This is a genomic window from Actinosynnema sp. NPDC037264 (assembly GCF_055603705.1).
In genome coordinates, this window is record NZ_JBVJVK010000005.1 from 250259 (window position 1) to 267326 (window position 17068).

Here is a 17068-nt window from a genome sequence, read left to right on the forward strand (position 1 = left end):
ATCGCCTAGACTCGCGGCGATGACCAGCCAGGATTCCGGCCGGGCGCTGCTGCGCCACCACGGGGACGTCGACGCCGCACCCGGGCTCGCGGACTTCGCGGTGAACGTGCGGACGCCCGCGCCGCCCGCGTGGCTGCGCGACCGGCTGGTCGCCGCGCTCGACGGCCTCGGCGCCTACCCGGCCGCCGCCGCCGACGAACGCGCCCGCGCCGCCGTCGCCGCGCGGCACGGGCGCACACCGGACGAGGTGCTGATCCTCAACGGCGCCGCCGAGGGCTTCGCGCTGCTGCCGAACCTGCACCCGGGCCTGGCCGCCGTGGTCCACCCGTCGTTCACCGAGCCCGAGGTGGCGTTGCGCGACGCGGGCGTGCCCGTGCAGCGGGTGCAGCTGTGGCCCGAGGACGGCTACGGGCTGCGCGCCGACCTTGTGCCCGACGAGGCCGACCTGGTGGTGCTGGGCAACCCGACCAACCCGACGTCCGTGCTGCACCCGGCGGAGGTCGTGGCGTCGCTGAGCAGGCCCGGCCGGGTGCTGGTGGTGGACGAGGCGTTCGCCGACGCCGTGCCCGGCGAGCCCGAGTCGCTGGCCGGTCGCGCCGACGTGCCCGGGCTGCTGGTGCTGCGCAGCCTGACGAAGACCTGGGGCCTGGCGGGCCTGCGCGCGGGCTACCTGCTCGGCGCGCCGGACCTGCTGGCCCGGCTCGCGCTGCCCCGACCGCAGTGGCCGGTGGGCAGCCTGGTGCTGGAGGCCGTCACGGCGTGCTGCGAGCCGTCGGCCGTGGCGGAGGCCGAGGCGCTGGCGCGGGAGGCCCGGGAGCACACCGCGCACGCCGTCGCGCTGCTCGGCGACCTGGTGGTCGTGCCGCCGGACGCGCCGTTCGTGCTGCTGCGCGTGCCGCACGGGCCGCGGGTGCGGGAGGGGTTGCGGGACAAGGGGATCGCGGTGCGGCGCGGCGACACGTTCCCCGGCCTGACCGCCGACCACCTCCGGGTGGCGGTCCGCGCGCCCGAGGAGTTCGCCCTGCTGGCGGACGCGCTGCGAGTCGTGCTGGAGGAGCTGTGACCACGCTCGGGGACGTGCTGGACGTCCTGGAGGCCGCCTACCCGCCCGCGACCGCCGAGTCGTGGGACGCCGTCGGCCTCGTCTGCGGCGACCGCGCCGAACCCGTGTCGAGGGCGCTGTTCTGCGTCGACCCGGTCGAGTCCACTGTGGACGAGGCGCTGGCCGCGGGCGCGCAGCTGATCGTGGCGCACCACCCGCTGATGCTGCGCGGCGTCACCGGCGTGCCGGCCGACGACCCGAAGGGCGGGCTGGTCCACCGGCTCATCCGCGCCGGCGTCGCCCTCTACACCGCGCACACGAACGCCGACGTGGCCAACCCCGGCGTCTCCGACGCCCTCGCCGAGGCCCTCGGGCTGCGCGTCACCGGCCCGCTGGAGCCGGCAGACGCCGACCCCGCCACCGGCATCGGCCGGATCGGCGAGCTCGACCGGCCCGAACCGCTGCGCGACTTCGCCCGGCGCGTCGCCGAAGCCCTGCCCGCGACGGCGTGGGGCGTGCGCGCGGCCGGCGACCCGGACCGGCCGATCCGGCGGGTCGCGGTGTGCGGCGGCGCGGGCGACAGCTACCTGGCCGCGGCGGCGCGCGCGGGCGTGGACGCCTACGTGACCGCGGACCTGCGCCACCACCCGGCGGGCGAGCACCTGGCCGCGGGCGGGCCCGCGCTGGTCGACGTGGCGCACTGGGCCAGTGAGCAGCCGTGGTGCGGACAGGCGGCGCACATCGTGCGCGCCGCGTTCGGCGGTACGGTCGAGGTCCTCGTCTCGACCCGCCGGACCGACCCGTGGACCGTGGGCGTGACGAGCCGAACAGGAGGATCTCAGTGAAAGCCGATCCCGCCGTGCAGCGCAGGCTGCTCGACCTCGCGCAGGTCGACGCCGAACTGTCGCGCGTCACCCATCGGCGCCGCACGCTGCCCGAGATCGCGGAGATCGCCGAGGCGGAGAAGCAGTTCCGCGCCAAGCAGGACGCGCTGACCACGATCGAGACGACCCTGGGCGACCTCAACCGCGAGGTCAAGCGGCAGGAGACCGAGATCGACCAGGTCCGGGCCCGCGAGGAGCGCGACCGCAAGCTGCTCCAAGGCGGCTCCGTCGGCGCCAAGCAGCTCACCGACCTGGAGCACGAGCTGGCCACCCTCGGCCGCCGTCGCGGCGCGCTGGAGGACGACCTGCTGGAGCTGATGGAACGCCGCGAGGCCGTCGAGGCCGACATCCAGCACGCCCGCGTCTCGCTGGACAAGGCGCAGGAGGCCCTGTCCGACGCGGCACGTCGTCGCGACAGCGCGCTGGCCGACCTGGAGTCGACCGAGACCAAGCGCACCGCCGACCGCGGGCTGATGACCGGCCAGTTCCCCGAGCCGCTGCTGGCGCTCTACGACCGGGTGCGCGCGCACAAGGGCATCGGCGCGGCGCTGCTGCAGTCGCGGCGCTGCGGCGCGTGCCGCATCGAACTGGACCGCAACGCGTTCGCCAAGGTCAAGGAGTCGGCGGCGGACGAGGTCATCCAGTGCGACGAGTGCGGCGCGATCATGGTGCGCACCGGGGAATCGGGTCTGTGAGGGTCGTCGTCGAGGCCGACGGCGGCTCGCGCGGCAACCCCGGGCCCGCCGGGTACGGGGCCGTCGTGCTCGACGAGTCGGGCGCGGTGCTGGCCGAGCGGTCGGCGGGCCTCGGCGTCGTCACCAACAACGTGGCCGAGTACCAGGGGCTCATCGCGGGCCTGCGGGCGGCGGCCGAGCTCGGCGCGTCCGAGGTGGCCGTGCGGATGGACTCCAAGCTCGTGGTCGAGCAGATGTCCGGCCGCTGGAAGGTCAAGCACCCGTCGATGCAGCCGCTGGTCGCGCAGGCCCGCGAGGTGGCGCGGGCGTTCGACCGGGTGAGCTACGAGTGGATCCCGCGCGAGCGCAACCAGCGCGCCGACCGGCTGGCGAACCGGGCGATGGACGAGCAGTCGGGGGTGGCCCGGAAGGCGCGGCCGGAGGAACCCGAGCCCCAGCAGCCCGAGCCCCAGCAGCCCGAGCCGCGGCGGCCGGACGCGGCGGCGACCCAGTCACCGGTGTCGTGGACCGGCGCGGTCGGCGAGCCGACCCGGCTGTACCTGCTGCGGCACGGGCAGACCGAGCTGTCGGTGGCCCGCCGCTACTCCGGGCGCGGCAACCCGCCGCTGACCGAGGTCGGGCGCGGGCAGGCCGAGGCCGCCGCGCGCCGGCTGGCCAAGGTCGAGGGCCTGACCGCGATCGTGTCGTCGCCGTTGGGGCGGGCGCGGGAGACGGCGCTGGCCGTGGCGACGGCCACCGGCGCCGAGCTGTCGTGGGACGACGACCTGATCGAGACCGACTTCGGCGCGTGGGAGGGGCTGACCTTCACCGAGGCCGCCGAACGCGACCCCGACGTGCACCGGCGCTGGCTCGGCGACCCGTCCGTGCCCGCGCCCGGCGGCGAGAGCTTCGACCAGGTGCACCACCGGGTCCGGCGGGCGCGCAACGCCGTCGTGTCCCGCTTCGGCGGCGCGAACGTCGTCGTGGTCAGCCACGTCACGCCGATCAAGTCGCTGCTGCGGATGGCGCTGGACGTCGGCCCGTCGCTGCTGTTCCGGCTGCACCTGGACCTCGCGTCGCTGTCGGTGGTCGAGTTCTACCCCGACGGCCACGCCTCCGTGCGGCTGGTCAACGACACGTCGCACCTCGGCTAGCCGGCGGGGCGCAGCCGGGCGCGTCCGTCGCGCCGGGACCGGGCGTCCTCGACGGCCGAGGTGAACCGGTCCACCGCGTCGCGAATCGCTTCGGCGGCTTTCGGCGCGATGGTCCCGTCGGCGATGTCCGGGTCGAGCACGAATTCGCCGCGCAGCACCGAATCGGCGCCTTTGCCGGCGAGCAGCGGGTTCAGCGCGTAGTCCATCGCGACCAGGAATCCCTGGCTGCCGCCGGTCGCCAGGGGCAGGATCACCCGTCCCCGCAACGCTTTCTTCGGCAACAGGTCGACCAGCGCTTTCACGAGTCCGCTGTAAGCCGCTCGGTAGACCGGGCTGGCCACCACGATGCCGTCCGCGCGCAGCACCGCGGCGACCGCGTCACCGATCTCCGGGTCCCTCAGGTCCTCGGTGAGCAGCGGCAACGTCGGCAGTTGGCGCACGTGCAGGGTGCGCACCGCGTACCCGGCCGCGCGCAGGAGCCCTTCGACGTGCGTGACGACGACGCCGGTCCGGGACGTCGGCGACGGGCCACCGGAAATCATCAGAATGGAGGACATGGATCGCTGACACCTTTCTGGAAAAAGGCTCGGAGTGCGAGGTAAAAGGTCAGCGACAACAGATCGCGGCGGCGGTGCGGCCGAAGTCGACGTGCCGGCGGCGGGTGAGGGCCCCGATTCCTGCCATGGTTGCGAGTAGAGCAGCACGCCCACATCCCGACAAGGTTTCCCGCCCTGGTTCCACAGCCTGGGAAGCCGCCGGTATCCTGGTGGCGCGGATGAGTCGGCAGGGCGGCCGCGTCGACGGGTCCCCGGATCCGTCGCCGAGGAAAGTCCGGACTCCACAGGGCAGGGTGGTTGTCAACGGCAACCAGGGGCGACCCTCGGGACAGTGCCACAGAGAACAGACCGCCCCGGCGCGAGTCGGGGTAAGGGTGAAACGGTGGTGTAAGAGACCACCAGCGCTCCCGGTGACGGGAGCGGCTAGGTAAACCCCACCCGGAGCAAGGCCAAGAGGGTGCCCCAGGGCACCTGCGCAGGCGTTCGAGGGCTGCCCGCCCGATGCCTGCGGGTAGGCCGCACGAGCCTGTCGGCAACGGCAGGCCGAGATGGATGGCCGCCGAACGGGACCGCCGCGAGGCGCCCGGGAACAGAATCCGGCTTACATGCCGGCTCATCCGCCCCTTTCCGCCCGTTCGGGCGCACCGATTGGTCCTCACCGGACCGCAAATCCCATGCGCCCGCCTATACATCCCTTGCGTGCCACGGGCGTTACACAAATGACGCCGTTCGAGTGGTTGTCGGTATCAACGCCGGCCGGCGCGCTTCCTCCCCGCAGACCACGGGCCCTGCCCCGCGGTACCACGAGGAGGGAAAGCACATGTCCACCAACGCGAGGCGAGCCGGCACCTGGCTCGCGCTCACCGGGCTGATGGGCGCGGCGGCGATCACGGGGAGCACCGCCACCGCCACCGCGGCCGCCGCCGAACTGCCGGTGTACGCCGTCCGGTCCACCGGGCTCACCCAGGATCAGGCCGCCGCCCTGCAGCGCGCGTTCGGCCTCAAGGACGTCCAGCTCGCCGGGGACGGCTCGGTGGCATTCGCCGACGAGTCGACCTACCTGCGCGTGCCCGGTCTCGACCTGGGCGCGGGCAAGCCGGACGAGGAAGGCGGCGAGACCACCCGGACGGCGCTCGACGTCGAGTCCCTGAGACGCCTGCGCGCCATCCCCGTCGAGGACGCCACCAAGCGCGCCCTCGAATCCCTGCGCGGGGCGGGGCTGCTGCCCGCCAACGGCACCCCGACCGCCGGCCAGACGACGTTCGAGGTCGTCGACGCCAACCAGAAGGCCGTCGTCACCGCGCCGCTGGACACCGCGGTGTCGTTCGCCTTCACCCTCGACGGCGTGCCGCTGGAGGGTCCGGGCGCGAAGCTGCGGATCGCGTTCGACGGCCAGGGGGCCGTCGCGGGCCTCACCCACGCCACCCGCGAGGTGGTGAAGGTCGGCAGCGTGCCGGTGCTGACCCTGGACGAGGGGCGCGAGCGGTGCGCCAAGGTGTTCGGCCAGAGCGTGCGGCCGACCGGCGTGTCCTACGTGTACGAGGCGCCGCCGCTGGCCGAGAAGGTCGAGAAGCTGGAGCCCGGGTTGCGGTGCGACGGCGTGAACTCCGACGGCGCGGCCGTGCAGTCGGTGATCGTCGGCGCGGCCGTGGACGCGCGGCTGCCGGAGCCCGGCCCGGTGGACCCGCCACGCGAGGAGGGCGCGTTCACCCCGCAGTGGACGTGGCGGGTCGACGTCGGCAGCGAGGGCACCGGCCCGTGCTCCGGCCTGCCGTGGACGGCGAACAACCTCACCGCGTTCAACAACCGGTTCACCGCCGCCGGCGTGCCGGTGCAGTTCAGCTGGGTCAACCACAACGCGTGGGAGCGGGACTTCAAGGACCCGGTGTTCCCCGGCGGCCAGGACCACCTCTACGCCGACGACGTCGACCTGACCTACTGGCAGGGCCACGGCTCGCCCAACGGCTTCTCCTTCGCCGGGTGCAGCAGCAACACCGACACGTTCCTGTCCAAGGACGAGGCGCGCTGGGGCAACAAGGACGTCGAGTGGATGAGCCTGTTCACCTGCTCGATCCTGCAGAGCTCGGCCGGCGGGCAGAGCTGGGCGGCGCGCTGGGGCCAGGCGTTCCGGGGGCTGCACCAGATCAACAGCTTCGACACCGTCTCCTACCACAGCGCCGTGCACGGCGGGAAGTTCGCGAACTACCTGGTGCGGACGCCGTTCCTGTGGTGGAACCGGCCGATGAAGGTCCGCGACGCGTGGGCGCAGGCGTCGATCGACACCCAGCCCGCGTCGGTGCGGTGGGCGACCATGGGCGCGATCGGCGGCGGCGCGGTGGCCAACTTCAACGACTACTTCTGGAACAGGGGGCCGGTCGGCCCGGACACCCTGCCGACGTCCGGCTACTGGCGCATCTCCGGCATGAGCTGACGGATGGGCGGACGGGGTCCCTTCCTCACCTGGGGGTGGGAAGGGGCCCCGTCCCGCGTCGGCGTTCCCGTCGGCCGGGTCAGGCGCGGCGGGCCGGGCGGCCGGGCGGCATGCGGAACACCGGGCGGAACGCCGCGCCGCCGTTGTAGCGGCGCTCCAGCTCGGCCACGTACGCCTCGACGGCCGGGTTCACGATGTCGGCCAGGCTGCGCACGCCGGCCTCGGCCTCGTACGCCGCCAGGTAGGTCGCCGCCGCCCGCGCCCGCTCCAGCACGTCCTGGTCGAAGTTGACCGTCCGCTGCACCCGCCGCCCGGTTTGCCGGTCCCCACCGGTAACCTGATCATCGTCCGAGACGGCCACGGAGACGGTGATTTCGTTCACTCCGCCGGCTGGTTCGGGCGCGGCCTCGGGCGGCTGGGTCATCGGCGAGCCTCCTCGGCGTCGTCACTCCGGCCTGCGGACCGTTCGGGTGCCCGCCGCTGCGCCGGACGGGGGATTCGTCGTGGCCGGCGGGAAGTGGGCTGATGGTCTTGCACACTGTGCGTGACCAGGGGCTTCGCAGGCGGGTGAACTATCTCAGCAATCGGGAGAATCCCGGGACGTCGGTTCTCCACCGGCTCCCCCCGATCCATGATGTCCGTGGTCAGATTAGACGTAATCGACTACCAGGGGAACGGTTATTGATCTACGCACCGCTGATCGCCAGATACACCTGGTGACGAAGACGTGTTCTACTCGATAGCGCACCAACCGGACGGGCACCCCTCGGCCCGCCCGGCGAAGTCCTGCGTACTCAGGAGTACGAGATGACCGCCATGACCCTGGTAACACTCGCCCAGCAGCCGCCCGCTTTGGGCACAGGCGGGGTGCGCCAGTGGATCCTCGACAACCTGGTCCCCCTCCTCTTGCTGACCGTCGCGGTCCTGCTGCTCTGGCTCGGCGGCGGCAAGGGTGACAACGCCGGGGTCATGCGCCGCCTTGGCGGCGTCATCATCGCGTTGGCGATCATCGGCCTGGCCGTCACCACGAACGCGGGCGCCAACATCGGCCAGTGGATCGCCGGCCTGTTCACCGGCGGGTGACCCTTGCGGGTACGCACTGACGACGAGGTCTACCGGGTCGACGCCGTCTGGCTCGGCCCGCCCAAAGCAACCTTCCCGTGGCGTGCGCGGTACGTCGCGTGGGGTGTCGGCATCGTGGTCTTCCTGCTGGTGACGGCTGTCCAGCGGCAGGTCGGCTTCGGTTTCGACGTCATCAACACCGGCTGGGGCTTCGTGATCACGGTCGCCCTGACCAGGTTCATCTGCGCGCGGATCAGCCACGAGCGCCCGCTGTCGTCAGTGGTGGCGATGTGGGTGCGCGAGCTGACCGCGCCGCGGGAGACCACGGCGGGCCGGGGCGGCGCGGCCAGCGCCGCGCGGATCCGGGTCAACGCGCACCGCCCGCGCAAACGTCCCAAGAAGGGTGCGAAACGCGCGAGCGCCGCCACCCGATCCCAGCACCGCACGCAGCAAGACCGCCGTCAGAAGGAGGTGCGCGGTGTTCGGACGCCGGCGTGACCGTGACCGACGATCCGCTGCGCACGTGGCCCAGCACGCGGCTGCGGCGCGCGACGACCGCAAGGTCTACAGCAAGCGCGGTCGCCGCCTGCCGGGCGAGCAGGCCGTGCCGAGCTACACCCCGTCCATCGCGGCCCGCAGCATCGACGGCCACCTGCTGCGCACCGGCCAGGAGGTCTACGCCTGGTACCGGCTCGCGCCGCAGCGCTGGTCGTTCCGGTCGGACTCGCAGCGCCAGGACCTGATCGCGGCGATCGCGGGCCAGTACGCCGAGCTGCAGGGCCGCTGGATGCACCTGCGCGTGACGAACCGGCCGTACCCGATCCGGATGTGGGCCGAGGCGCACGTGCACAACGCCGTGCGCCGGCTGCCGGACACGCCCGGCACGCTGAGCTTCGACGACTACATGGTCGGCGAGCAGCAGCAGCTGATGGGCCGGTCGATGGCCGAGAAGGAGGTCTACCTCGGCGTCCAGGTGCAGACCCGCAACATGATGGACCGCGCGGTCGAGCGCGCCGCGCCCGTGCTGCGCAAGGTCTTCCCGGACGCGGTGGACGCCGAGCTGGTCGCGATCGAGTCCGAGATCGACCACCTCGACCAGGTGATCGGCTCCGCCGGCCTGGAGGGCAGGCCGGCCACGGCCGAGGAGATGGCCTGGCTGATGCACCGGTCGTGCTCGCTGGGCCTGCCCGCGCCGCGCAACCTGCCCGCCGTGCCCGGCGCGCCGTGGGAGCCGGAGGACCTGGCGTCGTTCACCGACGCGGCGGACTTCCACCAGGAGCCGTACTCGCCGACGGTCACCGTGCGCGGTCGCACGGGGTCGAACGCGGGCATCAAGCGGCACGTCGCCGTGCTCACCGTCGGCCTGATGCACGGTCTGCAGATCCCCGAGCAGGACGACCCGTGGGTGCAGCGCTCGGACCGGCTGCCCGCGGCCGTCGAGTGGTCGGCGCGGATCTACGTGCGGCGGCCCGAAGAGGTCTCCGGCGAGTTGCAGCGGCAGATGAGCAAGGTGCGCTCGCAGGTGCGCCACTACACCGACGAGCACGAGCTGGACCCGCCGCAGTCGCTGGCCCGCCAGGCGTCCCGGGTGCTGGAGATCGACGACGAGATGACGTCGGGCTTCACCGCGCTGGGCACGCGGGTGCGCAGCTGGTGGCGGCTCGCGGTGTCCGGGCCGACCGAGCGCGAGGCGCTGCGGCTGGCGCAGGGCCTGCTCGACCTCTACAAGCCGAAGGTGGCCATCGAGCACCCCGAGGCTCAGTACGCGATCGCGCGGGAGTTCATCCCGGGCGAGCCGCTGTCCTCGTCGGCCTACCTGCGCCGCGGCTCGGTGCTGTGGGCGGCCTCCGCCGTCCCGACCGCCACGGCCGAGGTGGGCGACCGCCGCGGCATCCTCCTGGGCGAGACGGTGACCGCGACCCGCCGCCCGGTGGCGTGGGACCCGTGGATGGCGCAGGAGCTGCGGGACTCGTCCGGCCTGACCGCGATGGTCGCCGGGCTGGGCGCGGGCAAGTCGTTCCTCGGCGGCGGCATCGTCTACAAGACGTTGCGCGCCGGGGCGCACTGGACGCTGCTGGACCCGTCCGGGCCGCTGGCGGCGCTGTGCGAGCTGCCCGAGCTCAAGCCGTACGCCCGGCCGATCAACCTGCTCAACGCGCAGGCGGGCATCCTCAACCCGTACCGGGTGGTGGCCGAGCCGCAGCTCGACCACTTCCTGGACGAGGAGGACCCGGAACGGGCGTGGCGGCGTGAACGCGCGCTGGCCGCGGCCACCCGCCGTCGGCTGGTGCTGGACGTGCTGTCCGGCCTGCTGCCGTACGAGGTGTCGCGGCTGCCGCAGACCCGGATCGTGCTGCTGCGCGCGGTCCGCACGGTCGGCGGCCGGCCCGACGCGCACCCCGGCATGGTGTTCGAGGCGCTGCGGCGTGACGCGAGCGAGCACCACGAGCACGCGGTCGTCGTCGCCGACTTCCTCGACGAGATGCGGGAGCGCATGTCGCTGCTCATCCCCGAGCAGGACCTGGACCCGTACAACGAGGCGCGTGACGACCGGCTGACCGTGCTGACCATGGCGGGGTTGAACCTGCCGAAGGACGGCGTCGGCCGCGAGCACTGGACGGACGCGGAAGCGCTCGGCGTGGAGATGCTGAACCTCGCCGCGTGGCTGACCCAGCGCTCGATCTACGAGCGGCCGAAGGACCTGCGCAAGGGCGTCTGGATCGACGAGGCGTTCTTCCTGTCCGAGGTGCCGACGGGTCGCGTGCTGATGAACCGGTTCGCGCGCGACTCCCGCAAGTGGAACGTTCGCGTGCTGCTGTCGTCGCAGATCCCGGCGGACTTCCTGAAGATCCAGGGCTTCGTGACGCTGCTCGACTCGGTGTTCGTCGGCCGGTTGGACGACGACCAGGCCCAGTCCGACGCGTTGCGGCTGCTCAAGGTGCCGATCGGGGCGGGCTACGAGCAGGTGGTGGCGTCACTGGGCCGTCGTCCCGGCGGCGTGCGCACCAACCTCGAACGCGACCGCGCGCCGCGGCAGTTCATCTTCGGCGACGGCGCGGGCGGCGTGGAGCGGATCCGCATCGACTTCTCCGGGCCGCACCTGGAGCACCTGCGCAACTCCCTCGACACCACCCCGGACGCCATGCGCGAGGGCTCGGAGTCGACCGAGGTGGAGGTCTCCTCCCCGCCGCAGGACCCGTTCGCGTACGCGGAGCAGTACACCGACGAGTACGACGACGAGCTGGCCGCCGACCTGGAGGTCGGCCTGACCGACGAGCTGGTCGACTCGGCGCACGGCGAGGGAGGAAACCGCCGACCGGGCCGGGAAGGCGTCGCATGAGCACTCTTCTGCTGGTGGCGCTGGTCGCCGTCGCGCTCTACGCGCGACGGCGTTTCAGACACGCTCAAGAGCACGCCGAGGCGCACGGCCGACCGGCGCGCGCCCGGTGGCGTGCGATGGCCGTGGTGGTCGCGATCGTCGGCCTCCAGGTGGTCATCGGCGCCACGCCCGCCAGCGCCGCGCCCTGCGGCGAGGCGCCCAACCCCGAGCGGCCCGGCTCGGGCATGGTCGGCGCGATCGACCCGCCGATCGGCAACGGCCTGCCGGAGACGCCGTACCTGAACCACGGGTACGCCGGCATGGTCTGGCACACCTACCAGGAGAAGTGCCTGGTGCCCAACGCCAGCCCGGTGCTGGACACCTGGATGGGCAACGAGCTGTTCAACATCGGCAAGAACATCGTCGGCGCGACGAACGCCCTGCACTACACGGTCGTCGGCCAGGGCCTGCTGCAACCGCTGGACGAGGCGGTGAAGACGGGCGTCCAGAAGGTCTACGACAACGTCTACCTGCGCTGGTTCGGCCTGGTCGCGCTGATCCTGGCGGTGTTGATGTTCCGCCAGATCTGGCAGGGCGACCTGGCCTCGATCAGCAAGCGCGGGCTGTGGGCGCTGGCCGCGATGTGGCTGGCGACCTCGACCCTGGCGCTGCCGCAGTTCTACAACCTGCTCGACAGCACCCTGGTCACCAAGACCTCGGAGATCCAAGCCGGGTTCATCGACGTGGACGCGGATCAGGTCGACCTCGATGTGTTGCCCTCGAGGCTGCACGACTCCGTGGTCTACCAGAGCTGGCTGCGTGGCGAGTTCGGCGCGCCGGAGGCGCCGCAGGCGGTCGAGTTCGGCCCGAAGCTGCTGGCCGCGCAGGCGTGGACCCGGGAAGAACTGCTGGCCCACAAGGACGGCGACCAGGCCGCGCTCGACGCCAAGAAGGCCGAGTACAAGAACATCTACGCGCAGCTCGGCCCCACGAAGGGCTACTTCAGCGGCGAGGACGGTGGCCGCACGGGCGCCGGGTTCCTGTCGTTGCTGCAAGCCGTCGCGTTCTCGTTGTTCCAGCTGTTCGCGAAGGCCGCGGTGCTGCTGGCGCAGCTGCTGCTGCGGGTGCTCACGCTGGCGGGCCCGCTCATCGGCCTCGTCGCGCTGATCCACCACGACCTGCTGCGCAAGGTCGCCCGCGCGGCCGCCGTGACCGTGTTCAACGTGCTGGTGCTGGCGGTGCTGGCGGGCACGCACGCGCTGCTGCTCCAGGCGATCTTCAACGCCACCGGGCTGACGCTGCTGACCAAGGCGCTGCTGGGCCTGATGCTGACCCTGGTCTGCTTCATGGTCGGCAAACCGCTGCGCCGGATGTGGCAGATGGTGGAGATGTCGGTCGGCTCGGCCAGCAACGCGCTGCCGATGCGCGGCGGCGTGCTGTCGCGGCTGCGCAAGAAGAAGGAAGGCCCCTCCCCGCAGGAGGAGTTCTGGGACACCGTGCGCGACGCGGACCCGGACGGGCCCGAGGTGCCGCAGCGCGACCGGCGGCGGGTGCGGCCCGAGGCGGCCAACCCCGTGGCCGCCACCGCGCAGCGGTTGGACCGGGCCGGGAACAGCGTCGGCGAGCTCGGCAGCGGCGGGAACGGCGCGCCGGCGTTGCCCGGTGGCGGGTACGCCGGTCCGGCGGCGCTGCCGTCCGGGCGCTCCAGGGTGGTCGACGCGGCGCCCATCGCCGACCGGAACTACGACCGCGTGGACGACGCCGTGCTGGTGCCCTCGCGCGTCAACGGCCGGGTCCTCGACGCGCCGACCGCCGTGCCGGGGCCGCGCCGCGCCGAGACGGAAGTGGTGGCGGGACGGCAGGTCCACGTGATCTACCGGCCGTCACGCGGGCTCGAGGTCAGGGACAGCTGATGCCGATCCGAACCAATCGCGGCCGGGCGGCCGTGTACCGACGCCTGTGGGGCTGGCCCCTGCGCTCGCCGCGCCACCTCGTGGCCTCGATCGTCGGCGTGACGGTCCTGGTCACGGCGATCAGCGTGGTCATCCCGAACGCGATCAAGCCGCGCCAGGGCAGCGGCACGGCGGGCACCACGTCCACCGTCGTGACCGGTGGCAGCGGCGGCAACCAGGTCGGCGTGCTGCCGACCGCCACCTCCACCGCGCTGCCGACCAAGGCGCCGAGCCCCACCGCCGCGCCCACCTCGGCCCCGGTGAACCCCAACGCGCAACTGGTCGCCGACATGTGGGTCGACGCGTTCAGCGCGTACCAGCCGGGCAAGACGACCAAGGAGCAGTGGCTGGCCGGCCTCAAGCCGCACACCTCGAACGAGAAGTTCCCCGCGCTGGAGTCGGTCGACCCGGTGAACGTGCCCGCGGTGATCGACGAACCGGTCAAGGCCATCAAGTCGTTCACCGAATCGGCGGAGTTCGAGGCCAAGTTGGAGGACGGCAAGCTGATCGTCACGGTGGCGAAGCTCCCCGAGGGCTGGGTCGTGACCGAGTGGACCAAGGTGGGGTGACCATGCTCAAGATCGGGCTCGTGGTCGTCGCGGTGGTGGCCGTGGTCGCCGTGACCGTGACCAACGGCGTGTCCACCGTGCTCAGCGAGAACACCCCCTCGGAGGAAGCCGCCGGCATCCGCATGGCGAGCTGCAACGCCTCGATCGGCCCGTGGGGCGGCGGCGGCGAGGAGAAGGGCCGCCGGGAGGCGGAACGGCTCACCGACGAGCAGCGCACCACCGTCGCCAACATCATCTCCATCGGCCGCGACCGCAAGCTGCCGCCGCTGGCCTGGCAGATCGCGATCCAGGCGGGCATGACCGAGTCGGGGCTGCGCAGCCTGGACTACGGCGACCGCGACTCGCTCGGCATCTTCCAGATGCGCCCGTCGATGGGCTGGGGCACGCCCCAGCAGGTCACCGACCCCCACTACGCGATCAACAAGTTCTACGACGTGCTGCTCAAGCTGCCGGACTGGGAGGAGCAGCGGCCCGGCGACTCGGCCCAGGACGTGGAGCGGTCGGCGTTCCCCGACCGGTACCACAACTGGGAGGCCATGGCCGCCTTCCTGATCAGCAAGGAAGGCGACGTCAGCGACCCGGCCGGGTGCGGTGAGAACGTCGGCGACTTCCTGCTCGCGTCGAACGCGGCCGGCACCGCCATCGAGTTCACGAAGCAGCAGCTCGGCGAGCCGTACCTGTGGGGCGGCAACGGCCCGGACGCCTGGGACTGCTCCGGCATCCTGGTCAAGGCGTTCGCGGCGGCGGGCGTGAAGATCCCGCGGGTGGCGAACGACCAGTACATGGCAGGCGGTGCCTACCTGCCCGTGCGGGAGGCCAAGGCGGGCGACCTGATCTTCTGGGCGACCAACCCCGCGAACCCGGTCACCGTCCACCACGTGGCGATGTACCTGGGCAACGACGAGTACATCCACGCGCCGCAGACCGGTGACGTGGTCAAGATCAGCAAGGTGAACTGGGACTACCACGAGTTGATGCCACTGGCCGTCCGGCCGGGCGTGTAGGGAGGCACGACGGTGTTCAACCACGAACCCATCCAGCGCCACGCCGGGCCGCCCGCGTCGAGCACGCCGACGCGGGACTACCTCAACACCCGGCCGCCGGGCACCGACCAGTCCTACGCGGTGCTGCCCCGGTCGCTGGTCGAGGCCATGCCGCTGCCGTGGCAGCAGCAGATGGCGCACCTGCTCGCCGACTTCCACCGCACGTACGGGCACCTGAACTGGCCGGTCTACCGGGTGGTGCCGTCCCGGGTGGAACGGCTGGTCGACCTGGACGAGGACCAGCTGGCCGAGGTCGGCGCGATCGTGGAGATCGACTCGGACGGCGAGCTGGTCTACCGGGACCGCAGCGGCGCGCTGATCGCCGACCCGGAGCACAAGACGGTGCTCGTGTCGGTGCTCGACCCCATCCCGGGCGAGTTCGCCAACGCCAACCAGAACACGCCGCCGCGCGGCTTCCCCCAGCCGCCGCCGGTCGTGCCGCAGCCGACGTTCCCGCAATCGGGCCCGGTGCCCGTGCAGGCGCCCCGACCGCCCCAGTGGTGAACATGACATGCGCTCCGGCGCATGGAAGCCTGGTGGCATGGCTTCTGACCCGAACGCTTGGTACTACTGCCTGACCCACCAGACGGTCGAGCACGGTGTTGGCTGCCGGGGCGGTGACCGCATGGGCCCCTACCCCGACGAGGCCACGGCGCAGCGCGCGCTGGAGCTGGCGCGGGAGCGGACGAAAGCCGAGGACAAGGCCGATAAGGACTGGGGCAAGCGCTGAGGCCGGCTTAGGGTGCACCCCATGGTGGTGATCCGCACCGGCCGAGCGGACCTGGACTTCGGCGGCATCCGGACCGAGTTCGGCCTGCCCGAGGAGTTCCCGGCCGACGCGCTGGCCGAGGCGCAGGCCGCGGTGTCGCGCGACGTCGGCCCGGCCGGCCGCGAGGACGCGACCGACCTGCCGTTCGTGACCATCGACCCGCCCGGCGCGAAGGACCTGGACCAGGCGCTGCTGGTGCAGCGGGTCGGGTCCGGCTTCCGGGTGCACTACGCGATCGCCGACCTGGGCGCGTTCGTGGTGCCCGGCGGCGCGCTGGACGCCGAGGTGCGCAAGCGCGGCCAGACGCTGTACCTGCCCGACGGCAACGTGCCGCTGCACCCGCCCGTGCTGTCGGAGGGCGCGGCGAGCCTGCTGCCCGGCCAGACGCGGCCGTCGGTGCTGTGGACCTTCGAGTGCGGCCCGGACGGCGAGCCGGTCGAGGTGCGGGTGCGCCGGGCGGTGGTGCGCTCGACCGCGCAGTTCGACTACGAGGGCGTGCAGGCGCAGTTCGACGCGGGCACGCCGCACCCGTCGATCGAGGCGCTGCCCGACTTCGGCCGGTTGCGGCGGGAACGCGCGGCCGAGCGCGGGGCGGTGGAGCTGCAACTGCCCGAGCAGGAGATCGTGCCCAACGGTGACGGCGACTGGAAGCTCGCGGTCCGGCCGCGCGCCGACGTCGACTCCTGGAACGCGGAGATCTCGCTGCTCACCGGCATGTCGGCGGCGCGGATCATGATCGAGGCGAAGGTGGGTGTGCTCCGCACGCTGCCCGACGCGGACGACGGCGCGGTGGACGCGCTGCGGCGGTCCGCGCACGCGCTGGGCGTGCCGTGGCCGGACGGTGTGACCCCGTCGCGGCTGCTCGCGGGCCTGGACCCGAGCCGGCCCGAGGCGTTGGCGCTGTTCGTGGACGCGACCCGGCTGCTGCGCGGCGCGGGCTACACGGCGTTCAACGGCGAGGTGCCCGCCGTCTCCACGCACGCCGGCCTGGCCGCGCCGTACGCGCACGTGACCGCGCCGCTGCGCCGGCTGGTGGACCGCTTCGCCACCGAGGTGTGCCTGGCCGTCACGGCGGGTGAGGCCGTGCCCGAGTGGCTCACCAAGGCGCTGCCCCTGCTGCCCGGCCTGATGGGCGGCTCGGACGCGCTGGCGAGCAAGGTCGACCGGGCGTGCCTGGACCAGGTCGAGGCGTGGGTGCTGGCCGACCGGGTGGGCCAGGACTTCGAGGCGGTGGTGCTGAGGGCGGACGGGGGAGGCGCGGACGTCTTCGTCGCCCAACCGCCCGTGATGGGCCGCTGCACGGGCGAGGACCTGCCGGAAGGCGAGCGGATCGCGGTGCGCCTGGTGGAGGCCGACCCCGAGCGCCGGAAGGTCGTCTTCGAACGCCGCTGAACCCGCCCGCCGAACCGACCGCCCGCCGCGGCCGGACCGGCCGTAGTCACGCGCGCCACCGGCGGGCCCGGTCCGATCACCTGTGGTGTGATGACCCGATGACGGGGTCCTCGCGTGCCCGTTCAGCGCGCTCAGCAGCGCCGATGAGCCCGGCGGTGCGCGGCCGCGTTGCCCGAACGTGCCAAGTCGACCGAAGGCATGGGGGGAGTTGACCGAAGCC

Annotated in this window: 16 protein-coding genes and 1 other RNA gene; 15 read left to right on the plus strand and 2 right to left on the minus strand. The window is 72.7% G+C overall.

Annotated features, from left to right (window positions below):
• Nucleotides 1–19 precede the first annotated feature (19 nt).
• Genes cobC through ACZ7GX_RS09145 form a run of 4 tightly spaced genes read left to right on the plus strand, consistent with a single transcriptional unit; the run spans nucleotide 20 to nucleotide 3754 of the window.
• Complete coding sequence (gene cobC, locus ACZ7GX_RS09130; RefSeq protein ID WP_498774531.1) at nucleotides 20–1063, plus strand: Rv2231c family histidinol phosphate aminotransferase CobC; 1044 nt, start codon at nucleotides 20–22, stop codon at nucleotides 1061–1063.
• A complete protein-coding gene (locus tag ACZ7GX_RS09135) occupies nucleotides 1060–1887 on the plus strand; it encodes a Nif3-like dinuclear metal center hexameric protein (RefSeq protein ID WP_498774533.1) in 828 nt (275 codons plus the stop codon). The genes cobC and ACZ7GX_RS09135 overlap by 4 nt, the downstream gene beginning before the upstream one ends.
• Nucleotides 1884–2621, plus strand: a complete 738-nt coding sequence (locus ACZ7GX_RS09140; protein ID WP_498774535.1) for a zinc ribbon domain-containing protein — start codon at nucleotides 1884–1886, stop codon at nucleotides 2619–2621. Before ACZ7GX_RS09135 ends, ACZ7GX_RS09140 begins: the two co-directional genes overlap by 4 nt.
• Nucleotides 2618–3754, plus strand: coding sequence for a bifunctional RNase H/acid phosphatase (locus tag ACZ7GX_RS09145; protein ID WP_498774537.1), 1137 nt, complete (start codon nucleotides 2618–2620; stop codon nucleotides 3752–3754). The genes ACZ7GX_RS09140 and ACZ7GX_RS09145 overlap by 4 nt, the downstream gene beginning before the upstream one ends.
• Here ACZ7GX_RS09145 and ACZ7GX_RS09150 read toward each other — a convergent pair.
• Nucleotides 3751–4311, minus strand: a complete 561-nt coding sequence (locus tag ACZ7GX_RS09150; RefSeq protein WP_498774539.1) for an NAD(P)H-dependent oxidoreductase — start codon at nucleotides 4309–4311, stop codon at nucleotides 3751–3753. The two genes, ACZ7GX_RS09145 and ACZ7GX_RS09150, sit on opposite strands and share 4 nt — an antisense overlap.
• A 219-nt stretch (nucleotides 4312–4530) precedes the next feature.
• Here ACZ7GX_RS09150 and rnpB point away from each other — a divergent pair.
• Nucleotides 4531–4931: RNase P RNA component class A (rnpB, locus tag ACZ7GX_RS09155), an RNA gene on the plus strand.
• A gap of 200 nt (nucleotides 4932–5131) precedes the next feature.
• Nucleotides 5132–6742: a DUF6345 domain-containing protein gene (locus tag ACZ7GX_RS09160; protein WP_498774541.1), complete on the plus strand. Its 1611-nt coding sequence runs from the start codon at nucleotides 5132–5134 to the stop codon at nucleotides 6740–6742.
• A 79-nt stretch (nucleotides 6743–6821) separates the two neighbouring features.
• On the opposite strand, the gene ACZ7GX_RS09165 is transcribed toward ACZ7GX_RS09160, so the two are convergent.
• On the minus strand, nucleotides 6822–7046 hold the full coding sequence (locus tag ACZ7GX_RS09165) for a ParB family protein (protein WP_498774543.1): 225 nt from the start codon (nucleotides 7044–7046) through the stop codon (nucleotides 6822–6824).
• A 503-nt stretch (nucleotides 7047–7549) separates the two neighbouring features.
• On the opposite strand from ACZ7GX_RS09165, the gene ACZ7GX_RS09170 reads away from it, so the two are divergent.
• From ACZ7GX_RS09170 to ACZ7GX_RS09210, 9 genes are read left to right on the plus strand one after another with little or no spacing between them, the layout of a single operon-like run.
• On the plus strand, nucleotides 7550–7825 hold the full coding sequence (locus tag ACZ7GX_RS09170; RefSeq protein WP_053721548.1) for a hypothetical protein: 276 nt from the start codon (nucleotides 7550–7552) through the stop codon (nucleotides 7823–7825).
• Nucleotides 7826–7828: 3 nt separating this feature from the next.
• Nucleotides 7829–8302, plus strand: coding sequence for a hypothetical protein (locus ACZ7GX_RS09175; RefSeq protein WP_498774546.1), 474 nt, complete (start codon nucleotides 7829–7831; stop codon nucleotides 8300–8302).
• A 25-nt stretch (nucleotides 8303–8327) separates the two neighbouring features.
• Nucleotides 8328–11144: an ATP-binding protein gene (locus ACZ7GX_RS09180; RefSeq protein ID WP_498774548.1), complete on the plus strand. Its 2817-nt coding sequence runs from the start codon at nucleotides 8328–8330 to the stop codon at nucleotides 11142–11144.
• Nucleotides 11141–13036, plus strand: a complete 1896-nt coding sequence (locus tag ACZ7GX_RS09185) for a hypothetical protein (RefSeq protein ID WP_498774550.1) — start codon at nucleotides 11141–11143, stop codon at nucleotides 13034–13036. The genes ACZ7GX_RS09180 and ACZ7GX_RS09185 overlap by 4 nt, the downstream gene beginning before the upstream one ends.
• Nucleotides 13036–13644: a hypothetical protein gene (locus ACZ7GX_RS09190; RefSeq protein WP_498774552.1), complete on the plus strand. Its 609-nt coding sequence runs from the start codon at nucleotides 13036–13038 to the stop codon at nucleotides 13642–13644. Before ACZ7GX_RS09185 ends, ACZ7GX_RS09190 begins: the two co-directional genes overlap by 1 nt.
• A 2-nt stretch (nucleotides 13645–13646) precedes the next feature.
• Nucleotides 13647–14648: a C40 family peptidase gene (locus ACZ7GX_RS09195; protein WP_498774554.1), complete on the plus strand. Its 1002-nt coding sequence runs from the start codon at nucleotides 13647–13649 to the stop codon at nucleotides 14646–14648.
• Nucleotides 14649–14660: 12 nt separating this feature from the next.
• Nucleotides 14661–15191, plus strand: coding sequence for a hypothetical protein (locus ACZ7GX_RS09200; protein WP_498774556.1), 531 nt, complete (start codon nucleotides 14661–14663; stop codon nucleotides 15189–15191).
• Nucleotides 15192–15228: 37 nt separating this feature from the next.
• The gene (locus ACZ7GX_RS09205) at nucleotides 15229–15417 is read left to right on the plus strand and encodes a hypothetical protein (protein ID WP_157621353.1); all 189 of its coding nucleotides are present in this window, start codon (nucleotides 15229–15231) and stop codon (nucleotides 15415–15417) included.
• A gap of 21 nt (nucleotides 15418–15438) precedes the next feature.
• A complete protein-coding gene (locus ACZ7GX_RS09210) occupies nucleotides 15439–16848 on the plus strand; it encodes an RNB domain-containing ribonuclease (RefSeq protein ID WP_498774558.1) in 1410 nt (469 codons plus the stop codon).
• Nucleotides 16849–17068: the final 220 nt, after the last annotated feature.

Coding starts and splice junctions, on each gene's coding strand:
- ACZ7GX_RS09210 (WP_498774558.1), top strand. CDS start 15,439: ATGGTGGTGATCCGCACCGGCCGAGCGGACCTGGACTTCGGCGGCATC.
- ACZ7GX_RS09170 (WP_053721548.1), top strand. CDS start 7,550: ATGACCGCCATGACCCTGGTAACACTCGCCCAGCAGCCGCCCGCTTTG.
- ACZ7GX_RS09150 (WP_498774539.1), bottom strand. CDS start 4,311: ATGTCCTCCATTCTGATGATTTCCGGTGGCCCGTCGCCGACGTCCCGG.
- cobC (WP_498774531.1), top strand. CDS start 20: ATGACCAGCCAGGATTCCGGCCGGGCGCTGCTGCGCCACCACGGGGAC.
- ACZ7GX_RS09190 (WP_498774552.1), top strand. CDS start 13,036: ATGCCGATCCGAACCAATCGCGGCCGGGCGGCCGTGTACCGACGCCTG.
- ACZ7GX_RS09195 (WP_498774554.1), top strand. CDS start 13,647: ATGCTCAAGATCGGGCTCGTGGTCGTCGCGGTGGTGGCCGTGGTCGCC.
- ACZ7GX_RS09160 (WP_498774541.1), top strand. CDS start 5,132: ATGTCCACCAACGCGAGGCGAGCCGGCACCTGGCTCGCGCTCACCGGG.
- ACZ7GX_RS09205 (WP_157621353.1), top strand. CDS start 15,229: ATGGCTTCTGACCCGAACGCTTGGTACTACTGCCTGACCCACCAGACG.
- ACZ7GX_RS09185 (WP_498774550.1), top strand. CDS start 11,141: ATGAGCACTCTTCTGCTGGTGGCGCTGGTCGCCGTCGCGCTCTACGCG.